Source organism: Burkholderia sp. Bmkn7 (assembly GCF_041103175.1).
GTDB classification, from domain to species: domain Bacteria; phylum Pseudomonadota; class Gammaproteobacteria; order Burkholderiales; family Burkholderiaceae; genus Burkholderia; species Burkholderia cepacia.
Window position 1 is genome coordinate 3299415 of sequence record NZ_JBGCUH010000002.1, and the last position, 19993, is coordinate 3319407.

The following is a 19993-nucleotide window of genomic DNA, read 5'->3' on the forward strand; positions in this document are numbered from 1 at the left end:
CGCCCCCGTCCTGGAGATTGGCTCATGAAGCTCGCCCTGCCCGCCCGGATTCTGGGCCTCGCGTTCGCCGCTGCCCTCGTCGCACCCGGCGCGCACGCCGACGCACCCGTCGTGGTGTCGTCGAAGATCGACACCGAAGGCAACCTGCTCGGCAACCTGATTTCGCAAGTGCTGAAAGCGCACGGCATCCCCGTCACCGAAAAGATCGCGCTCGGCACCACGCCGATCGTGCGCAAGGCGCTCACGAGCGGCGAGATCGACATCTACCCCGAATACACGGGCAACGCCGCCTTCTTCTTCAACAAGGCCGACGATCCTCTGTGGAAGAACGCGAGCCAGGGTTACGACGCCGCGAAGAAGCTCGACTACGCGGCGAACCATCTCGTGTGGCTCGCCCCGGCGCCCGCGAACAACACGTGGGGCGTCGCGTTGCTCGCCCCCGTCGCGCAGTCGCAGCACCTGAAGACCTTCTCCGATTTCGGCAAGTGGGTCGCGGGCGGCGGCAAGGTGAAGCTCGCCGCGTCGGCCGAATTCGTGAACAGCGCGTCGGCGCTGCCGTCGTTCGAGAAAGCGTACGGCTTCAAGCTGAAGCCCGAGCAGCTCGTCGTGCTGTCGGGCGGCGACACGGCCGCGACGATCAAGGCCGCCGCGAACCAGACCGACGGCGTGAACGCGGCGATGGTGTACGGCACCGACGGCGGCATCGCGTCGAGCGGCCTCGCGGTGCTCGACGACGACAAGCACGTGCAGCCCGTCTACGCGCCGGCGCCCGTGATCCGCGAAGCCGTGCTGAAAGCGCACCCGCAGATCGCCGATTACCTGAAACCGGTGTTCGCGAGCCTCGACCTGAAGACGCTGCAGTCGCTGAACGCGCGCATCCAGATCAACGGCGAGCCGGCGGCCGGCGTCGCGAAAAGCTACCTGAAAGCGAAGGGCTTCGTGAAATGACCGAACGCGCGGCGGCGTCCGCGCGGCGCGTGATCCCCGACAAGGTCGGCATCCTGATCGGAATCCTCACGATCGTCGCGGTGCTCGGCCTGCCGTTCGTCGTGCTGCGCCCGAACCGGATCGCGGCCGGCACAGGGCTGTCGGTGTTCGCCGCGCTGCCGGCGATGCAGGGCGCGGCGCTGGCCGCGCTGTGGATCGCCGGCGCGCTGTGGGCGATGAAGGCGAGCCGCCCCGCGTGGCGGCTCGCGGCCGGCTGCGCATGGCTCGCGACGCTCGCATACGCGCTCGGCGCGGCCGCGACGCACGTCGTCGCCGCCGACGACATGCTCGCGCGCGTGTCGCCCGACGCGGGCGTCTGGCTGCTGCTGTTCGCGTGGGCCGTGCTCGTCGCGGACGCGCTCGCACGGCTCGCCTTCGGCCCGTGGCGGCGCCTTGCCGCGCTCGTCGTCGCGATCGCCGCGATCTCGGTGCCGCTCGCGAGCGGCTGGTGGGACGGCCTCTCCGTGATGCGCGAATATGCGGTGCGCAGCGACGATTTCTGGCGCGAAGCGATCCGTCACGTGTCGCTCGCGGGCGGCTCGGTGGCCGCCGCGCTCGTCGCGGGCGTGCCGCTCGGCATCGCCTGCGCGCGCATCGCGGCCGTGCGGACCGTCGCGATGCCCGTGCTCAATATCGTGCAGACGATCCCCAGCATCGCGATGTACGGGCTGATGATGGCCCCGCTCGGGCTGCTGGCCGCACACGTGCCGCTCGCGGCCGCGCTCGGCATTCGCGGCATCGGCGTCGCGCCGGCCGTGCTCGCGCTGTTCCTGTATTCGCTGCTGCCGATCGCGTCGAGTGTCGTGGTCGGGCTCGGACAAGTGCCGCCGCACGTGACCGAAGCCGCGCGCGCGATGGGCATGACGCGCGCGCAGCGGCTGCTGCATGTCGACCTCGTGCTCGCGCTGCCGGTGATCCTGAGCGGCGTGCGCATCGTGCTCGTGCAGAACATCGGGCTGACCGCGGTCGCCGCACTGATCGGCGGCGGCGGCTTCGGCACCTTCATCTTCCAGGGGATCGGGCAATCGGCCGCCGATCTCGTGCTGCTCGGCGCGATCCCGACGATCGCGCTCGCGCTGGTGGCCGCCGTCATATTCGAAGCCGCGACCACGCTCGCGAAGGGGCGTACAGGATGATCGAGATCGAACATGCAGGCAAACGCTTCGGCGATGTCGTCGCCGTCGACGACGTTTCGCTGACGATGCAGCGCGGCACGATCACCGCGCTCGTCGGTGCGTCGGGCAGCGGCAAGTCGACGCTGCTGCGCATGATCAACCGGCTGATCGCCCCCACCAGCGGCACGATCCGCATCGACGGCGTCGATACGGCGACCGTCGCGCCCGAACAGCTTCGGCGCGGCATCGGCTACGCGATCCAGGGGCACGGGCTGTTTCCGCACTGGAGCGTCGCGCGCAACATCGCGACCGTGCCGCGCCTGCTCGGCTGGCCGGCCGCGCGCATCGACGCGCGCGTGAACGAACTGCTCGACCTGTTCCATCTCGCGCCGGCCGAGTTCGCGGACAAGCTGCCGCACGAACTGTCGGGCGGCCAGCAGCAGCGTGTCGGCGTCGCGCGCGCGCTCGCGGCCGAGCCCGCGATGCTGCTGATGGACGAGCCGTTCGGCGCGCTCGACCCGATCATCCGCGGCAAGGCGCAGGACGACCTGTTCGCGCTGCAGCGCCGCCTCGGCATCACGGTCGTGATCGTCACGCACGATATCGAGGAAGCGCTGAAGCTCGGCGACACGATCGCGGTGATGGACGGCGGCCGGCTGCTGCAGGTTGCGCCGCCGGCCGAGATTCTCGGCAAGCCGGCGGCCGGTGTCGTCGAGCAGCTCGTCGCGGGCGTCGACCGGCCGCTGCGCCTGCTCGCGCTGACGCCGATCGACGCGGTGGCCGAACCCGGCCATGCGGACGGCGAGCCGATCGACGCGACGCGCACGCTGCGCGATGCGGTGTCGGAACTGCTGTGGCGCGGTGTCGACGCATTGCCCGTCAACGACGGCGATGCACGCAACGCGCGCGGCGCGCGCCGCATCACGCTCGACGCGATCCGCGCGCACGCCAGGCAGCCCGCATGACGACGCCGGATACCATGCAACGCACACGGCCCTTGCGTTCGCCCCTGCCCCGCCACGTTGCCGCGTTCACGGCGCGCGCCGCCGCGCTCGCGCTGCTGCTCGTGCTGCTGGTGCGGCCGATGTGGCTGCAGGGCCTTTTCGCACCGTTCGCGGACAACGGCGCGCCCGTCATCTACGATCGCGCGAGCCTGCTCGACCTGACGCTCGCGCATCTCGGCACGGTCGCGCTGTCGAGCCTGATCGGCACGATCGTCGCGGTGGCGGCCGGGATCTTCGTCACGCGGCCGGCCGGCGCGGATTTCCTGCCGGTCGCGCGCAGCGTCGTCGACATCGGCCAGACCTTCCCGCCAGTCGCGGTGCTGGCGCTCGCGGTGCCGGCCGTCGGCTTCGGGCTGAAACCCGTGCTGATCGCGCTCGTGCTGTATGGTCTCTTGCCGGTTTTCGAAAGCACGATCGCGGGGCTCGAGGACGTGCCGCGCGATGTCGTCGACGCCGCGCGCGGGATGGGGATGAGCGGCTGGCAGCAACTGGTGTCGGTCGAGCTGCCGCTCGCGTTCCCGGTGATCGTCAACGGCATCCGGCTCGCGGTCGTGATCAATCTCGGCACCGCGACGATCGGCTCGACGGTTGCCGCGCGCGGCCTCGGCGACGTGATCATCGCGGGCCTGCAGACGTCGAATACCGCGTTCGTGCTGCAGGGCGGCGTGATCGTCGGGCTGCTCGCGGTGCTCGTCAGCGATGCGATCGGCGCGATCGCGCGAGTGGCGAGCGCGCGGCGCGCCTAGAAGTCGTCGCGACATTTTCCAAGGGAGAAGCCATGGCTGTCCTGGACACCGGCCCGTTTTTTCATGGCACGAAAGCGGATTTGCGGATCGGCGACGTGCTGACGGCGGGCTTCAGATCGAATTACCGGGATGACGTCGTGATGAATCACGTTTATTTCACGGCCCTGCCCAAGGGCGCCGGCCTTGCTGCGGAAATGGCCAAAGGCGACGGCAAGCCGCGGGTCTATATCGTCGAGCCCACCGGGGCATTCGAAAACGACCCGAACGTCACGGACAAGAAATTCCCGGGCAATCCGACGCGCTCGTATCGAAGCACATCGCCTTTGAAGATCGTCGGCGAACTCGATCACTGGGAACCGTACGATCCGGCGTTCATTCAGCAACTGAGAATCCGCATCGAAACCGGCATCGGCGAGATCATCAACTAGCGGTCATCCGGACTCCGATGCGTGTCCGCGCAACGATCGCCGCGTCGATCGTTGCGAACGTCACAAGCCTACACATCGCTTTCATTCGAGCCGGCGCTCGACCGTCTTGCCCGATTGGCCGATATACTATGCGCCTCCCATTTCCCCGCACTCGACCATGCGACGACGCTTTTTCTGGCTGATCGTGCTCTCGCTCGGCATTGCGCAACAGGTATCGGCTCAGCAAACGCCCGCAGCGCCTGCCTCTGCGCCCGACGTGCTGGCGTCGGCGCCGGCTGTCGCCTCCGCGCCGCTCGCGAACGCCGACGATCAGCCGAACGAAGCAAACCGCCGCATCACGTCCTACCTGACGAAGAAATTCGGTGTCGCGAAGGAACGGGCCGCCAAGCTCGCCGATATCGTGAGCGTCACTGCGACGAAATATTCGCTGCCTCCCGCACTCGTTTACGCCATCATCTCGATCGAATCGCGCTTCCAGGAAAAGGCGCGCGGCCAGCACGGCGCGACCGGACTGATGCAGGTCGTGCCGTCCGCACACCGCGGCATGCTGCGTAACGTGAAGGACCTGACCGAACCGAATGCGAACGTCGAGGCCGGCTCCCGGATTCTCTCCGGCTACGTGAAGGCGGCCGGCGGCAACGTGCTGGCCGGGCTGAAGAGCTACAGCGGCGGATCGAGCGCGTATGCGGCGAAGGTCATGCAGCGGGTCGATTCGTTCCGGTTCGTGCTCGAACCCGACGACGACGCGAAAGCCGCGAACGAGACGAAGGCGCGGATGGTGCCGGTGAGCGAATCGACGTCGACATCGACGTCGGCGCGCAACGCGCAATAAGCAGGTACGTCGCACACGTCCCGCCCCATGACTTCCTCTCCGCGCATGCGCGACACGATCCGGTACGCCACCCGCCTTCTTGCCGTCGCCGCGCTCGCGAGCGGCGCAGCGTCCGCGTTCGCCGCGGTCGATTGCGAACGGCAGGGGCCGACGATGGATGCGGTACGCCGATGCGTCGTCGACAACAACAACCAGGAAGTGGAACGCGCGTACCGGTCGCTCGAACGCAAGACCCGGCAACGCAACCCCGATGCGGCGAAACAGCTCGCGAAGTCGCAGGCAAGCTGGCACGGCTTCGCGAGCGACACCTGCGACTACGTCCGAGCCGCCAATCCGCAGCAGATGATTCCGGACGACGCGTGGCTGAACTGCTGGGTCGACTTCAGCCAGGCGCGCGTGCGCATCCTGAAGAAATGGGAAGCGCAGGGCGACGCGCCGCAGCCGGCGCAGCAGTAAACGGCGGACGATCGTCCGCGCAGCCGCCCGTCACGCCTGCGCGAAATGCGCGCGCAGATACTCGATGAAGACCTGCGTCTTCGCCGGCAGCAAGCGCGTTTCCGTCATCGCGTAGACGGGAACGGGCGCGCCCTCCCAGTCGGGCAGCACGCGACGCAACCGGCCCGCGGCCACGTCGTCGGCCACGACTTCCGCCGGCATCTGGATGATGCCCGCCTCGTGCACGGCGAGTTGCCGGACCATGCCGACACTGTTCACGATGAAACGCCCGCCCACCGGCACCTCGATCTCCCGCGCGGCGTCGTGCAGCGTCCACGCATCGACGCGCTGCACGCTCAGGCACTGATGCCGCCGCAGGTCGTCCGGTTCGCGCGGCTCGCCCGCGCGCTCGAGATAGCGCGGCGACGCATACAGGTGATTGCGGAACGTCGCGAGCCGCCGCGCGACGAGTTGCGAATCGGCCGATTCGCCGATGCGGATCGCGACGTCGAACGGTTCGCTCACCAGGTCGACACGCCGCGACGTCAGTTCGAAATCGAACGTGAGCTTCGGGTAGCGGTTCGCGAATTCGACGATCAGCGGCGCCAGGTAGACCACCGCGAAATCGACCGGAAACGATGCGCGCAGCACGCCTGCCGGTTCGGCCAGCAACTCGCCGAGCTGCTCGTGCGCGAGCCGCGCTTCGTCGACGATACGTTTGCAGCGCTCGAAATACAGCTGCCCGGCTTCCGTCAGCTCGATCCGGCGCGTCGTGCGATGCAGCAGCCGCAAGCCGATCGCCTTTTCCAGCGCGCCGATGCGCCGCGACAGCGTCGAATTCGGCATCCCGAGCGCGTCGGCCGCGCTGCGAAAACCCTTCGCCTTCACGACCTCCACGAACAGCGCCATGTCGTTCAGCAGTTCCACGCCCACTGCTCCATCAATGGATCAATGTTATCCAAGCTACCATATTTATCTCGAAAAAGAAGCAATGGATGATGAGTCCATGGCGACGAGGCGCGCACACGGTGCGCGGCCCGCGCCCGAGACGGCACCGCCCCGGTGCCGTTACCCGACCTTCGAGGAGCACGCATCATGGACGCATTGTTCACCCCGGCCCGTGTCGGCCGCTACACGCTGCAGAACCGCCTGGTCATGGCGCCGATGACGCGCAGCCGCGCCGCGTTCGACGGCACGCCCGGCGCACTGGCCGCCGAGTATTACGCGCAGCGCGCGGATCTCGGCCTGATCGTCAGCGAAGGCACGCAACCGTCGGACGATGGCCAGGGCTACCTGACGACGCCCGGCATCTACACCGATGCGCACGTCGCCGGCTGGAAGGCGGTCAGCGAGCGCGTGCACGCGCGCGGCGCCCGCCTGTTCATCCAGCTGATGCACGTGGGGCGCATGTCGCATCCCGACAATACGCCGCATCATCGCCAGGGCGTCGCGCCTTCCGCGATCGCGCCGGGCGTGCCGATGTTCACGGTGAAAGGGATGCAGGAGATTCCCGCGCCGCGCGCGCTGACGACCGACGAAGTGCGCGGCACCGTGAACGACTTCCGCTTCGCCGCGCGCCGCGCGATCGAGGCCGGCGCCGACGGCGTCGAGATCCACGGCGCGAACGGGTATCTGGTCCAGCAGTTCTTCGCGCCGAACGCGAACACGCGCAGCGACGCCTACGGCGGTTCGATCGAAAATCGTGCGCGCTTCGCGATCGAGGTGGCCGAGGCGATCGCCGACGAGATCGGCGCGGACCGCACCGCGATTCGCCTGTCGCCGGGCACCACGTTGTGGGCCATCGACGAAGGCGCGGATGGGCCGGACCTGTATCGCTACCTGGCGACGCAGCTCGACCGGCTCGGCCTCGCGTACCTGCACGTGATGCACCAGGGCAACGAGCCGCTGCTCGCGGACCTGCGCGCACGCTGGCGCGGCACGATGATCGTGAACCGGCCGGGCCGCACGCGCGACGCGATCGGCACGGATGTCGCGACGGGTCTTGCCGATCTCGAAGCGTACGGCCAGATGGTGCTCGCGAATCCGGATTTCATCACGCGGCTGAAGACGGGCGCGCCGATGAACGACGCGCAGCGCGACACGTTCTTCGGCGGCGATGCGCGCGGGTATGTGGATTATCCGGCGTTGGATGGGGCGGCTGCGGCTTGACGCGCCGCATAGGGTAGTCGCTGCGACGCGCTGAATCGGCCATCGCAGCGTCGCCCGTTAATCGCCCGATATCAAAGTAGATCGACGTTGACCTTGGAAATCATGGGCGCAATACGCAACGTACGGTCGGCCTGAGCACACACGTACTCCGAAATATTGCGCACCCATGCACGCTCCTCGCCTGCATACACCCCCGACTCTGCCAACTCGGGAGCCAGCTTCCTCGCCAGCGTCGCCATCTTTGTCAATTCACGTGCGACGAACGACGGCCGGATTTGCGTGCGATGCGCAAAATCCGCCAGGGCAAAAGCGGTCAGTTCCTCCGTTCGGAAAACATCCCCGAAAGCCATCGCCATGTCCTGGACATACGCGTCACCGTACACATTGACGCAAACAAGATCGTAGAGCGGCGCTGGATCCAGACCGCCGCTGCTGACGAAAAACGAAATATTCTTGCCGTGCGCATCGCTGTTGCCGATCAGCAATTGCAGCAGCGCCCAGCGAAGCATTGCCGAGCGGGCAACCAACGGATTCTCGAAACTCGGCGTCAACGAAAACAACTTCTCGAAGCTCACGCCTTCGCGAATGTTACGCACGTCCGCATTGTTGCCGAGATTGCGTTCGTACTTGAGCGTCGCCGGCAAATCCAGCGCCTGGCATCCGTCGATGATATGGAGACGCCGCACCGCGCGGACGCGTTGAGGATCGTCCGGTTCGGTCGTCACGATTCGGTCGAATCGTTCGATGAGCAGAATGGGTTCCGGGATACGCCGAATCTCGACATGTGCCACCGGCAATCCCATCTGGGCGGCCAGTGTCATACAGAAATGCTCGTTGGCGACCATGAACGGCGCATGCGGGTTTTGGGACTCGGGCTTCAGAATATGCGTGCTGCTGAGCGCTCCCTCGACGAGCGCGAATTGCTCGCCCTCGACCAGTATCTGCAGCTTGTCCTGGTGGCCTGCAATCGACAGCCGGACCTGATCGTCCCAGACGGGAAACGGAATCGCATCACGCTTGCGAATGCGATCGGTCAACTCTTCCGCGGATATCACGCGCCGCACGGATTCGAGGGCCTCCGGCGCCGGTGCATCGGCATCGTCGTCCGGGAAGAAACTCAATGCACCGACCGGCTCCTTCCCGAGCATTCGGATCAAACCGAACACATTGTCCTTCGATATCCGATACATCGCCGCAGCCACTTCGAGCGCGCGGCCCTCGGGCAGCAGATTGCCGATGAAGCGCTGGACCGCGCCGGCAGGTAGCGGGCCGCCGTCGAGCGGAATGCACGGCGACAACGCAAACGCGTCGGCCCGCGCCTGCCACGCCGGATCGTACGAAAAGCCGTAATCGTCCCGGTGGGCATCGTAAGTCACCTGACCGACAGGCGAGCCGTTGGTCGAAATGCGCAGGCGATGAACCATCAGACGCCCTCTCCCGGCTCCGCCGACACGGCCTGCGCCGCCATGTGCTCGTGCAACGCCTTGCGGGCCACCGGCACTTCGCGTTTCGGCACGACGAGCAGATTGAGACCGAAGCCGTCGAGCACCTTGAACAATTTGTCGAGGCTCACCGCCCGGCCGTTTTCCAGCCGCGACAGCACGTCTTTGGAGACACCGAGCATATCGGCCGCGTCGTCGATACGCATTCGGCTCTGCGCCCGCCGATTGCGGACGAGCGCGCCCAGCGTTGCCAGATCCAGTGCAAGCGGGTCAGGAGTCGCGATCGGATGCGGTAAGGTGCGGGCCATAATTCCGGGATTTCAGGAACAAAGTGCTGTCAGCTAGGCTCGACAACATAGTTACGAGAATGTCGGAATTATACTCACGCAGACACGAAACGTCGAATTATTCTGATATTTCAGGAATAATCAATGGTGTGATCGCTATCGGCACATTGTTCTCATATTTCAGGAATTAAATCAGGCGGCAAGCTCCACCGCCCGATTGCGACCGACCGGAATCCCTCCGCCGCTTCCGTCAATCGATTCTCCGCCCCGCCCCGTCAAAACTGCCCCGCCGCCCCCGTCCACCGCAAATAATCCCCGCGCGTCCAGTCGAGCGACACGCCGACGCGCTTCGTACCCGGCCGGATCTTCGGCTTGTACACCGACAGCGTCAGCGACTCCAGCGCCGGCCATTCGCGGAACGACAGCACCGCGATGTCGGCGACGAGCGTCTCCAGCAGGCGCGTATGCGGCTTGTGCGACAGGAACGCGGCAAGTCGCGCGCAATAACCGTCGTAATCGATCCACTCGCCCTGCTCGCTCGGCTCGCAGCGATAGCCGAGCCGCGCATCGATCACGATCGGCTGCGGCGCTTCATGCTCGTGCGCATGAATGCCGATCCGCGCGGGCACCTTCAGTTCGTCGACGAACACGCTCCAGCCGCGCCCGCGCAGGCGCGGCGCGTCGATCGCCACGAACGGTTCGTCGAACGGCTTCATGATGCGAGCGGCGCGGCCGCGTCGAGCATGATGCGCACGAAATAATCGGCGAAGCTGCGGCGCAGGACGATCTCGAACGCATCGTCGCCGGTCGGGACCAGCACGATCGACGTCTTGAAGTAGTGCGACTGCGCGCACTGGCCCGGCTTGAACACGCGCGGGTGCAGATCGAGCGGGCAGCCGCGGGCGAGCACGTCGCGCACACGTTCGCCGCTGATCTCGACGACGGTATAACCGCTGCCGACGTCGACGGCCGCCGCATACGTACCCTGCACGGCCTCCGCGAGTCGCGCCTCCAGCACGCCTGCCTGCACGGGCCCGTGCGAGCGCACGAGCCACTCGTCGGGGCCGAGCCACAGCACGTCGTACTCGGCGCCGCGGGCAACCGTGTTCGGCGCCGCGGGCGGCCGGCAGCCGACCACGCGCTCGAACGCGGCGACGAACGCCGGATCGCTCAACTCGCCGCGCACGTTCACGAGATCGAGGAACGGCCGCTCGCGCAGCGTGAATTTCTTCGATGCGCGCGCCTGGTGCGGCTTCAGCACGTCGGCCGCGCCGACGAACGGCGATTCAAGCGTCACGCCGCCCGCGCCCGCCACCTGCGTCTGGTTTCTGGTTTCATTCCACATGCTGGCGCACCCCTTCGGTATCGTAGAAAACCGGGCTCGAGATCTTCGCGGTGATGCGCTTGCCGTTGGCCAGCGGAATCACGACGCTCTCGCCCATCTTGTTCAGGCCGCCCTTCACCACCGCGAGCGCGATCGAGCGCTTCAGGATCGGGCTGTAGTAGCTCGACGTCACGTGGCCGATCATCGGCGTCGGATCGACCGCCGACACCTGCGTGTCCTTCGCGACGATCTGCGCGCCTTCCGGCAGCACGAACTGTTCGTCCTCGGTCAGCAGGCCGACGAACTGCTTGCGGCCCTCCTTCGCGGTGTCCGAGCGCGCGAGCGAACGCTTGCCGAGGAAGTCCTTCGACTTCGCGACCAGCCCGCCCATCCCGAGGTCGTACGGCGTGACCGAGCCGTCGGTGTCCTGGCCGACGATGATGTAACCCTTCTCCGCACGCAGCACGTGCATCGTTTCGGTGCCGTACGGCGTGATGTCGAACTCGGCACCGGCGGCCATCAGCGCTTCCCACACCGCGCGGCCCGCATTCGCCGGCACGTTCACTTCATAGGCCAACTCGCCCGAGAAGCTGATCCGCATCACGCGCGCCTTCGCGCCGGCAACGGTACCGTTCCGGTAGCTCATGAACGGGAACGCCTCGTTGCCGAAGTCGATGTCCTGGCACACTTTCTGCACGACCTTGCGGCTCTTCGGGCCGACCACCGCGAACGTCGCCCAGTGATCGGTGACCGACGACAGCCGCACCTTCATGTCGGGCCATTCGGTCTGCAGCCAGCGTTCGAGCCACGTGAGCACGCGCGCCGCGCCGCCCGTCGTGGTCGTCATCATGAAATGCTGGTCGGCGAGGCGCACGGTCACGCCGTCGTCGAACACCATCCCGTTTTCGTCGAGCATCAGCCCGTAGCGGCACTTGCCGACCTCGAGCTTGTTCCACGGGTTCGTGTACATCCAGTTCAGCAGCTTCACGGCATCCGGGCCCTGGATGTCGATCTTGCCGAGCGTCGATGCGTCGAGGATGCCGACGCTGTTGCGCACCGCCAGGCATTCGCGCTTCACGGCCGCATGGAGGTCCTCGCCTTTCTTCGGGAAGTACCACGGCCGCTTCCAGTTGCCGACGTCCTCGAACAGCGCGCCGTGCTCGACGTGCCACTCGTGCACGCAGGTCTTGCGGATCGGGTCGAGGAAATCGCCGAGCTCGCGGCCCGCGAACGTACCGAACGAAACGGGCGTGTAGTTCGGGCGGAACGTGGTCGTGCCCGTTTCCGGAATCGACTTGCCGAGCGCCCCCGCGAGGATCGCCATCCCGTTGATGTTGCCGAGCTTGCCCTGGTCGGTGCCGAAGCCCATCGCCGTATAACGCTTCACGTGCTCGACCGACTCGAAGCCTTCGCGCGCGGCAAGCAGGATGTCGGCGGCCGACACGTCGTTCTGGAAATCGACGAACTGCTTCGGCCCGCGCGCCGCGGCCTCGCGGCTGCCGACGAGCCACAGCGGCTGCAGTGCGCCTTCGACGGTTTCCGCGACCTGCGGTGCGGCCGGGCGCTGCTCGGCCGTGAAGCCCGCGGCCTTCGCCGCTTCCACGCCCGCATCGACCGCGAGCCGCAGCGCGCGCGCCAGGCCGAATTCCCCGGCCGCCGCGCCGATGCTCGCTTCCGCCTGCACGGGCTTGCCCGGCAGGAAGCACGCCTTCTCGTCGCTCCAGCACGCCTTGCCGCCCGACTGCGCGAACAGGTGCAGCACGGGGCTGAAGCCGCCCGACATCGCGACGAGGTCGCACGGCAGCGTCTGCAGCTTGCCGCCCACCTGGCCGTTCGTGCTGGACGCGACGTCGACCGACGATACGCGCCACTTGCCCGATGCGGCCGTCACGACGGCGCCGCTCAACACCGTCACGCCCTGCCGCTTCGCCGCGGCCGGCAGCGCGCCGTTCGACGATGCGCGCGAATCGACGACCGTCACCTTCGCGCCGCATGCCTTCAGGTCGAGCGCGGTCTGGTACGCACGATCGTTGTTCGTGAACACGACCGCGTTGCGGCCCGGCAGCACGCCGAAGCGATGCACGTAGGTGGACACCGCGCCGGCGAGCATCACGCCGGGCAGGTCGTTGTTGCCGAACACGATCGGGCGCTCGTGCGCGCCGGTCGCGAGGATCACGCGCTTCGCGCGAACTTTCCACAGCAGCTCGCGCGTGCCCTTGCGCATCGACACGGGCAGGTGATCGGTCAGGCGCTGCGTGACCGTCACGAGGTTGTGGTCCTGGTAGCCGAACGCGGTGCTGCGCGACAGGATCGTCACGTCGGGCAGCTTGCGCAGCTCGGCCTCGATCTTCTCGACCCACTGCAGCGCCGGCTTCGCGTCGATTTCCGCGCGGCACGACAGCAGGCTGCCGCCGAGCTCGCGCTGGTCGTCGACGAGGATCACGCGCGCGCCGGCCGTGGCCGCCGCATGCGCGGCCGCGAGCCCCGACGGGCCGCCACCCACGACGAGCACGTCGCAGTGCGCATAACACTTGTCATAGCGATCGGCGTCGAGCGCTTCCGGCGCCTTGCCGAGGCCGGCGGCTTCGCGAATCTTCTCCTCGTACTTCGGCCACATGTTGCGCGGCCACATGAAGGTCTTGTAGTAGAAGCCGGCCGGCAGGAAGCGCGACAGCTTCTGGTTGATCGCGTACTTGTCGTTCTCGAGCGTCGGCTCGGCGTTCACGCTCGACGCGACGAGCCCCTGGTACAGCTCGATCTCGGTCGCGCGCGCATTCGGCACCGTGTACGGGCCCGATTCGAGCTGCACGACCGCGTTCGGTTCCGCGACGTCAGCCGTCACGATCCCGCGCGGGCGGTGGTACTTGAAGCTGCGCGCGACGAAGTGCACGCCGTTCGCGAGCAGCGCGGACGCGAGCGTGTCGCCCTGGAAGCCCTGATACGTGCGGCCGTTGAACGTGAACGTCAACGGAATCGCGCGATTGATGCGGCCACCGGTGCCGAGGCGGTCTTTCTGGCTCATTTGCTCGTGCCCTCTTCGTGTGCGTTGCCGGCAGCGTCGCCACCGAACTTTTCGTAGCCCTTGATATCGTAGGTCACCGTGTCGCGCGTGGCCTTGAACCAGCGGCGGCAGCCCTGCGCGTGCAGCCATTGCTCCTTGTGCAGCCCGCGCTTGTTCTCGCGCATGAACACGTATTCGCCCCATTCGCGGTCGGTCATGTTCTCGTTGTTGACGGGGCGCACGATGTCGGCTTCACCGCCGCACGAGAACTCGGATTCGGCGCGCGGCCCGCACCACGGACATTCGATCAGCAACATGTTTTCTTCTCCTCGTTCAGTGCGCGACGGCGGCTGCGCCGTGCTCGTCGATCAGGTGGCCCGTGTAGAAGCGGTCGAGCGCGAACGGCGCGTTCAGCGGATGCGGCTCGTCGCGCGCGATCGTGTGCGCGAACACCCAGCCCGAGCCGGGCGTCGCCTTGAAGCCGCCGGTGCCCCAGCCGCAGTTGAAGTAGAGGCCCTTCACGTCGGTCTTGGTGATGATCGGGCACGCGTCCGGCGACACGTCGACGATGCCGCCCCACTGGCGGTTCATCCGCACGCGCGAGAACACCGGGAACATCTCGACGATCGCCTGCAGCGTGCTTTCGATGATGTGGAAGCTGCCGCGCTGGCCGAAGCCCGTGTACTGGTCGATACCCGCGCCGATCACGAGGTCGCCCTTGTCGGACTGGCTGATGTACGCGTGCACCGCGTTCGACATGATCACCGAGTTCACCACCGGCTTGATCGGCTCGGACACCAGCGCCTGCAGCGGGTGGCTTTCGATCGGCAGGCGCACGCCGGCCATGTCGGCCAGCGTCGTCGTGTTGCCGGCCGCGACCACCGCCACCTTCTTCGCCTTGATGAAGCCCTTCACCGTATCGACGCCGACCACCGCGCCGCCTTCGCGGCGAATGCCCGTCACCTGGCAGTTCTGGATGATGTCGACACCCGCGCGGTCCGCGCCGCGCGCGAAGCCCCAGGCCACCGCGTCGTGACGCGCCACACCGGCGCGGCGCTGGATCGACGCGCCGAGCACCGGATAGCGGCTGTTCAGGTTGATGGTCGGCTCGATTTCCTTGATCTGCGCGGGCGTCAGGAACTCGGCGTCGACACCGTTCAGGCGGTTCGCGTTCACGCGGCGCTCGGTGTCGCGCACGTCCTGCAGCGTGTGGGCCAGGTTCATCACGCCGCGCTGGCTGAACATCACGTTGTAGTTCAGGTCCTGCGACAGCCCTTCCCACAGCTTCATCGCCTTCTCGTACAGCGCGGCCGATTCGTCCCACAGATAGTTCGAGCGCACGATCGTCGTGTTGCGCGCGGTGTTGCCGCCGCCGATCCAGCCCTTCTCGAGGATCGCGACGTTCGTGATGCCGTGTTCCTTCGCGAGGTAGTAGGCGGTCGCGAGGCCGTGGCCGCCGCCGCCGACGATCACGACGTCGTATTCCTTCTTCGGTTCCGGGCTCTTCCACTGCTTTTCCCAGTTCTCGTGATACGAGAGACCGTTGCGGAACAGGCTGAATATCGAGTAGCGGCTCATGTTGTGGTCCTTCGTTAGCATTCGATGACGTTCACGGCCAGACCGCCGCGCGACGTTTCCTTGTATTTCGTCTTCATGTCGGCGCCCGTCTCGCGCATCGTCTTGATGACCGAGTCGAGCGACACGTAGTGCTGGCCGTTGCCCTTGAGCGCCATGCGCGACGCGTTCAGCGCCTTGATCGCGCCCATCGCGTTGCGCTCGATGCACGGGATCTGCACGAGCCCGCCGACGGGGTCGCAGGTCATCCCGAGGTTGTGTTCCATGCCGATCTCGGCCGCGTTCTCGACCTGGTCGGGCGTGCCGCCCATCACCGCGGCCAGCGCGGCGGCCGCCATCGAGCACGCGACGCCCACTTCGCCCTGGCAGCCGACTTCCGCGCCGGAGATCGACGCGGTTTCCTTGTAGATGATCCCGATCGCCGCGGCCGTCATCAGGAATTCGACGATGCCGGCTTCGTTCGAACCCGGCACGAACTTCACGTAGTAGTGCAGCACCGCGGGAATCACGCCGGCCGCGCCGTTGGTCGGCGCGGTGACGACCCGGCCGCCCGCTGCGTTCTCCTCGTTGACGGCCATCGCATACAGGTTGACCCAGTCGAGCATCGACAGCGGGTCGCGCAGCGACTCTTCCGAACGCGCGCGCAGGCGGGCATTCAGCTCGGCCGCGCGGCGCTTCACGCGCATCGGGCCCGGCAGGTCGCCCTCGACCTTGCAGCCGCGCTCGACGCAGGCGGCCATCGTGCGCCAGATCGCGAGCAGCCCGGCGCGCACTTCGTCGGCGGGACGCAGCGCGCATTCGTTGCGCATCATCAGCTCGGCGATCGACAGCCCGTGCTCGCGGCACTGGCGCATCAGGTCGTCGCCGGTGCGGAACGGGTACGGCACCTCGACCGCCGCGCGCACGCCGTTCACGCGATCGCCGTCGCGGTTCACGACGAAGCCGCCGCCGACCGAGTAATACTCTTTCTCGACCAGCAGCTGGCCGTGCTCATCGAACGCCTGGAAGCGCATCCCGTTCGGGTGCACGATGCTCGTGCCGCTCATCAGCTTGCGATAGAAGCCGATGTGTTCCTTTTCGTCGAAGCGCACCGTCTGCTTGCCGAGCAGCGACAGCGACTTCTCCGCGCGGATCGCGGCCAGCCGCGGCTCGATCAGGTCGGGATCGATCGTGTCGGGCAGGTGGCCCTCGAGGCCGAGCAGCACGGCCTTGTCGGTGCCGTGGCCCTTGCCGGTCGCGCCGAGCGAGCCGTATAGTTCGACCCGCACGCGGCGCACGAAACCGAGCAGGTTCGCGTCCTCCACGTGCGACGCGAAGCGGCACGCGGCGATCATCGGGCCGACCGTGTGCGAACTGGACGGGCCGATGCCGATCTTGAACAGGTCGAACGCGCTGACGTTCATCTGGCTTCCTCTGGATGGGGACATACATCAAGTGACGTTGGGCACCAGTACATCAAAGCGTAAAATCGGCCGATAGAACAAAAACGGCATCGGCGTGGGATACCGCCGCCAAGCGCCGCGCCGGCGGGCCGGAAAGTGCGTTTTGGCGATGGTTCGCGACGGAAAACCACAAGTCGGGACGGAGCCGATCGGCGACGCTGGCTGCATCCGCGTCGCCCGGCCGTGCCCGACTGCCGTACCCGCGTTACCCGTATCGACAGACTGAGTGAGACCGCCTGCCCGGCGTGAAGAGATTGGCCGCGATGACACCCGACGTACCCGCTTCCCCCCTCGCAGAACCCGCACCGCGACGCATCCGCTTCGGCATCGTGCTGCTGCCGAACTTCACGCTGACGGCCTTCTCGGGCTTCGTCGACATGCTCCGGCTGTCGGCGGACGACGGCGACTACAGCAAGCCCGTGCGCTGCGCGTGGAGCGTGATCGGCGAGACCCTCGCGCCGGTGCGCGCGAGCTGCGGGATCCAGATCACGCCATGGGAAACGTTCGACGCGGCCGAGCCGTTCGACTACGTGGTGGTGGTCGGCGGGCTGCTGCATTCGGGGCCGCAGGCGGGCCCCGAGACGCTCGACTTCATCCGCCGCGCGGCGGCCGGCGGCGCAACGGTCGTCGGGATCTGCACCGGCGTGTTCACGCTGATGCGCGCAGGCGTGCTCGACGGCTATCGCACCTGCGTGAGCTGGTTCCATTACTGGGATTTCATCGAGCGCTTTCCGGCCGCGGATCCCGACCTGCTGATCGCCGACCGGCTGTTCGTGATCGACCGGCGCCGCATCACCTGTTCGGGCGGCCGCGCGTCGATCGACGTCGCCGCCGCGATCCTGCTGCGCCATTTCGATCACGCTACCGTGCAGAAGGCATTGCGTATCCTGCTGGTCGGCGAGATGCAGAAAGGGAACGCCCCGCAGCCGCATCCGCCGGGCCTCGAGCCGGCGACGCACCCGAAGGTCAAGCGCGCGATTCTCCTGATGGAACAGCATGTCGGGCGGGCGCTGTCGCTCGACGAGCTCGCGAACAAGCTCGACCTGTCGACGCGGCAGCTCGAGCGGCTGTTCAAGGCCGAAACGGGCAAGAGCCCGCAGGCGTTCGCGAAACAGGTGCGGCTGCGCACGGCCGCGTGGCTGCTGACCAGTTCCGACCGCACGGTGGCCGATATCGCGTCGAGCTGCGGGTTCGCCGATGCGTCGCACCTCGGACGCGAGTTCCGCAAGCAGTTCGGCGTGCCGCCGGCGACTTATCGGGAGCGTGGCGGGGAAGTGGCGGAAGCCGGCGCGACGGCCGATACGACGGACGACTCCGTCGAGGACATCGCCGACTGACGGCCGACGCACCCGCACTGCTCTTTCCCGCCCGGCTGACCCACCGCGAAGCGATAGTCGATCGCACCGATTTCCCTTCAAATGGAACCGGTTTCAATTGATTTGACCGACGTTGCCCTCCGTTGATCGAGGGTTATCCCGGATGCTTCGTCGCGCTCAAATTTGTATGATGACCACATAACCTTACAAACCAGAGCACCATGTTCGAGAAAATTCCCGCCCGCGCGATGAGCGACCATGTCGCGCAGCAACTGCTCAAGCAGATCGAAGTCGGCAGCTTCTCGGCCACCGGCAAGCTGCCGACGGAGGCCGTGCTCGCGCAGGAATTCGGCGTGAGCCGTACCGTGATCCGCGAGGCGATCTCGCGGCTGAAGAACGAAGGCGTGGTCGAGCCGCGCCAGGGCAGCGGCGTGTACGTGAACCAGCACGGTGCGATCCGGCCGCTGCGGATCGACTATGCGGAAGCGGTCGAGGCCACCTCGCTGCCGCACCTGCTCGCGGTGCGCCGTGCGATCGAGGCCGAGGTCGCGGCCGAAGCGGCCCTGCACCACACCGACGAAGACATGGCCGACATCGACGATGCGCTGCGCAAGATCGACGAGGCCGTGGCCGAAGGGCGCGACGGCGTCGCGGAAGACGTCGCGTTCCACCGCACGATCGCGGCCGTCACCGGCAACCCGTATTTCCTGAAGACGCTGCAGTTCCTGAACCAGTACCTCGAAGCCGGCGTGAAGGTCACGCGGCGCAACGAAGCAACGCGCGAGGACTTCTCGCGCCAGGTGCGCGACGAACACGCGGCGATCGCCGACGCGATCCGCGCGCGCGACCCGATGGCCGCGCGCAACGCGGCACGCACGCATATGTACAACGCCGCCCGCCGTCTCGCGGAAGCCGGCATCTGCTGAAGCCGGCGGCCGCGGCCGTTACAGGCTCCGCCGCTGTCACGAACCTCTCCCGAATCGATCAAGGTTGACCATGTCACGAAATGTTGGAGTCATCGGCCTCGGCGCGATGGGCCTCGGCGTCGCCCGCTCGCTGCTGCGCGCCGGCCTGCGCGTGCACGCATGCGACGTGCGCGACACCGTGCTGCAGGCATTCGCGGCCGAAGGCGGCATCGCGTGCGCGACGCCGGCCGAACTCGGCGCGTTGTGCGACGTCGTCGTCACGCTCGTCGTGAATGCTGCTCAAACCGAAACGGTGCTGTTCGGCAAGCACGGCGCGGTCGCGGCGATGAAGCCGGGCGGCGTCGTGATCGCCAGCGCGACCGTCGCGCCGGAATTCGCGGTGGCGCTCGGCGCACGCATCGAGGCCGCCGGCCTGCAGATGCTCGATGCGCCCGTGTCCGGCGGCGCCGCGCGCGCGGCCTCCGGCGAGATGACGATGATGACGTCGGGCCCGGCCGCCGCGTACGCGGGCTGCGAGGACGTGCTCGCCGCGATCGCCGGCAAGGTCTATCGCCTCGGCGATGCGCACGGCATCGGCTCGAAGGTGAAGATCATCAACCAGTTGCTGGCCGGCGTGCATATCGCCGCGGCGGCCGAGGCGATGGCGCTGGGCCTGCGCGAAGGCGTCGATGCCGACGCGCTGTACGACGTGATCACGCACAGCGCCGGCAATTCGTGGATGTTCGAGAACCGCGTGCCGCACATCCTGAACGGCGACTACACGCCGCTGTCGGCCGTCGACATCTTCGTGAAGGATCTCGGCCTCGTGCTCGATACCGCGCGCCGCAGCAAGTTCCCGCTGCCGCTGTCGGCCACCGCGCACCAGATGTTCATGAGCGCGTCGAGCGCCGGCCACGGCGGCGAGGACGATTCCGCCGTGATCAAGACCTTCCCCGGCATCACGCTGCCGCCCGCCCGCTGATTC

The 19993-nt window shown here is 67.2% G+C and carries 20 protein-coding genes; 11 read left to right on the forward strand and 9 right to left on the reverse strand.

Annotation, left to right across the window (positions count from 1 at the left end):
- The first annotated feature begins 24 nt into the window (after window positions 1-24).
- From AB3K92_RS20635 to AB3K92_RS20665, 7 genes are all read left to right on the forward strand, one after another.
- Window positions 25-948 (forward strand): ABC transporter substrate-binding protein, encoded by a 924-nt coding sequence (locus tag AB3K92_RS20635; RefSeq protein ID WP_027790640.1) that lies wholly within the window; start codon window positions 25-27, stop codon window positions 946-948.
- Window positions 945-2123: an ABC transporter permease gene (locus tag AB3K92_RS20640; protein ID WP_048024894.1), complete on the forward strand. Its 1179-nt coding sequence runs from the start codon at window positions 945-947 to the stop codon at window positions 2121-2123. Before AB3K92_RS20635 ends, AB3K92_RS20640 begins: the two co-directional genes overlap by 4 nt.
- Window positions 2120-3067 carry an ABC transporter ATP-binding protein gene (locus tag AB3K92_RS20645; protein WP_059818289.1) on the forward strand — a complete coding sequence of 316 codons (948 nt, stop codon included), beginning with the start codon at window positions 2120-2122 and terminating at the stop codon, window positions 3065-3067. The genes AB3K92_RS20640 and AB3K92_RS20645 overlap by 4 nt, the downstream gene beginning before the upstream one ends.
- Window positions 3068-3081: 14 nt before the next feature.
- Window positions 3082-3852 carry an ABC transporter permease gene (locus AB3K92_RS20650; protein WP_104766717.1) on the forward strand — a complete coding sequence of 257 codons (771 nt, stop codon included), beginning with the start codon at window positions 3082-3084 and terminating at the stop codon, window positions 3850-3852.
- 32 nt (window positions 3853-3884) lie between these two features.
- A complete protein-coding gene (gene arr, locus AB3K92_RS20655; protein ID WP_048024889.1) occupies window positions 3885-4280 on the forward strand; it encodes an NAD(+)--rifampin ADP-ribosyltransferase in 396 nt (131 codons plus the stop codon).
- Between the two features lie 157 nt (window positions 4281-4437).
- Window positions 4438-5112, forward strand: a complete 675-nt coding sequence (locus AB3K92_RS20660) for a lytic transglycosylase domain-containing protein (RefSeq protein ID WP_059554068.1) — start codon at window positions 4438-4440, stop codon at window positions 5110-5112.
- 27 nt (window positions 5113-5139) lie between these two features.
- Window positions 5140-5568, forward strand: coding sequence for a urocanate hydratase (locus AB3K92_RS20665; protein ID WP_369465723.1), 429 nt, complete (start codon window positions 5140-5142; stop codon window positions 5566-5568).
- A gap of 30 nt (window positions 5569-5598) precedes the next feature.
- On the opposite strand, the gene AB3K92_RS20670 is transcribed toward AB3K92_RS20665, so the two are convergent.
- Window positions 5599-6474 carry a LysR family transcriptional regulator gene (locus tag AB3K92_RS20670; RefSeq protein WP_048024913.1) on the reverse strand — a complete coding sequence of 292 codons (876 nt, stop codon included), beginning with the start codon at window positions 6472-6474 and terminating at the stop codon, window positions 5599-5601.
- A 168-nt stretch (window positions 6475-6642) separates the two neighbouring features.
- Between AB3K92_RS20670 and AB3K92_RS20675 the strand changes: the two genes are divergently transcribed.
- Window positions 6643-7716 carry an alkene reductase gene (locus AB3K92_RS20675; protein ID WP_369465724.1) on the forward strand — a complete coding sequence of 358 codons (1074 nt, stop codon included), beginning with the start codon at window positions 6643-6645 and terminating at the stop codon, window positions 7714-7716.
- A 71-nt stretch (window positions 7717-7787) separates the two neighbouring features.
- On the opposite strand, the gene AB3K92_RS20680 is transcribed toward AB3K92_RS20675, so the two are convergent.
- The 8 genes from AB3K92_RS20680 to AB3K92_RS20715 form a co-directional block, all read right to left on the reverse strand.
- The gene (locus AB3K92_RS20680; RefSeq protein ID WP_175891415.1) at window positions 7788-9140 is read right to left on the reverse strand and encodes a HipA domain-containing protein; all 1353 of its coding nucleotides are present in this window, start codon (window positions 9138-9140) and stop codon (window positions 7788-7790) included.
- Window positions 9140-9466, reverse strand: a complete 327-nt coding sequence (locus AB3K92_RS20685; protein ID WP_104766704.1) for a helix-turn-helix domain-containing protein — start codon at window positions 9464-9466, stop codon at window positions 9140-9142. The genes AB3K92_RS20680 and AB3K92_RS20685 overlap by 1 nt, the downstream gene beginning before the upstream one ends.
- Window positions 9467-9720: 254 nt before the next feature.
- Window positions 9721-10161 carry a dihydroneopterin aldolase gene (locus AB3K92_RS20690; RefSeq protein ID WP_011354099.1) on the reverse strand — a complete coding sequence of 147 codons (441 nt, stop codon included), beginning with the start codon at window positions 10159-10161 and terminating at the stop codon, window positions 9721-9723.
- Entirely contained in the window at window positions 10158-10790 is a 633-nt protein-coding gene (locus tag AB3K92_RS20695; protein ID WP_048025495.1) for a sarcosine oxidase subunit gamma, read from the reverse strand. The genes AB3K92_RS20690 and AB3K92_RS20695 overlap by 4 nt, the downstream gene beginning before the upstream one ends.
- Window positions 10780-13791, reverse strand: a complete 3012-nt coding sequence (locus AB3K92_RS20700) for a sarcosine oxidase subunit alpha family protein (protein ID WP_060225987.1) — start codon at window positions 13789-13791, stop codon at window positions 10780-10782. The genes AB3K92_RS20695 and AB3K92_RS20700 overlap by 11 nt, the downstream gene beginning before the upstream one ends.
- Window positions 13788-14087 (reverse strand): sarcosine oxidase subunit delta, encoded by a 300-nt coding sequence (locus AB3K92_RS20705; protein ID WP_027790629.1) that lies wholly within the window; start codon window positions 14085-14087, stop codon window positions 13788-13790. The genes AB3K92_RS20700 and AB3K92_RS20705 overlap by 4 nt, the downstream gene beginning before the upstream one ends.
- A gap of 16 nt (window positions 14088-14103) precedes the next feature.
- Window positions 14104-15348 (reverse strand): sarcosine oxidase subunit beta family protein, encoded by a 1245-nt coding sequence (locus AB3K92_RS20710; RefSeq protein WP_006480591.1) that lies wholly within the window; start codon window positions 15346-15348, stop codon window positions 14104-14106.
- Window positions 15349-15362: 14 nt separating this feature from the next.
- Window positions 15363-16748, reverse strand: coding sequence for an L-serine ammonia-lyase (locus tag AB3K92_RS20715; protein ID WP_027790628.1), 1386 nt, complete (start codon window positions 16746-16748; stop codon window positions 15363-15365).
- A gap of 302 nt (window positions 16749-17050) precedes the next feature.
- Between AB3K92_RS20715 and AB3K92_RS20720 the strand changes: the two genes are divergently transcribed.
- The 3 genes from AB3K92_RS20720 to ltnD all read left to right on the forward strand — a co-directional run bounded on the left by AB3K92_RS20720 (window position 17051) and on the right by ltnD (window position 19990).
- Window positions 17051-18124: a GlxA family transcriptional regulator gene (locus tag AB3K92_RS20720; protein ID WP_060057008.1), complete on the forward strand. Its 1074-nt coding sequence runs from the start codon at window positions 17051-17053 to the stop codon at window positions 18122-18124.
- A gap of 200 nt (window positions 18125-18324) precedes the next feature.
- On the forward strand, window positions 18325-19029 hold the full coding sequence (locus tag AB3K92_RS20725) for a FadR/GntR family transcriptional regulator (protein WP_048025492.1): 705 nt from the start codon (window positions 18325-18327) through the stop codon (window positions 19027-19029).
- Window positions 19030-19099: 70 nt separating this feature from the next.
- Window positions 19100-19990 (forward strand): L-threonate dehydrogenase, encoded by an 891-nt coding sequence (ltnD, locus tag AB3K92_RS20730; RefSeq protein ID WP_369465725.1) that lies wholly within the window; start codon window positions 19100-19102, stop codon window positions 19988-19990.
- Window positions 19991-19993 lie beyond the last annotated feature (3 nt).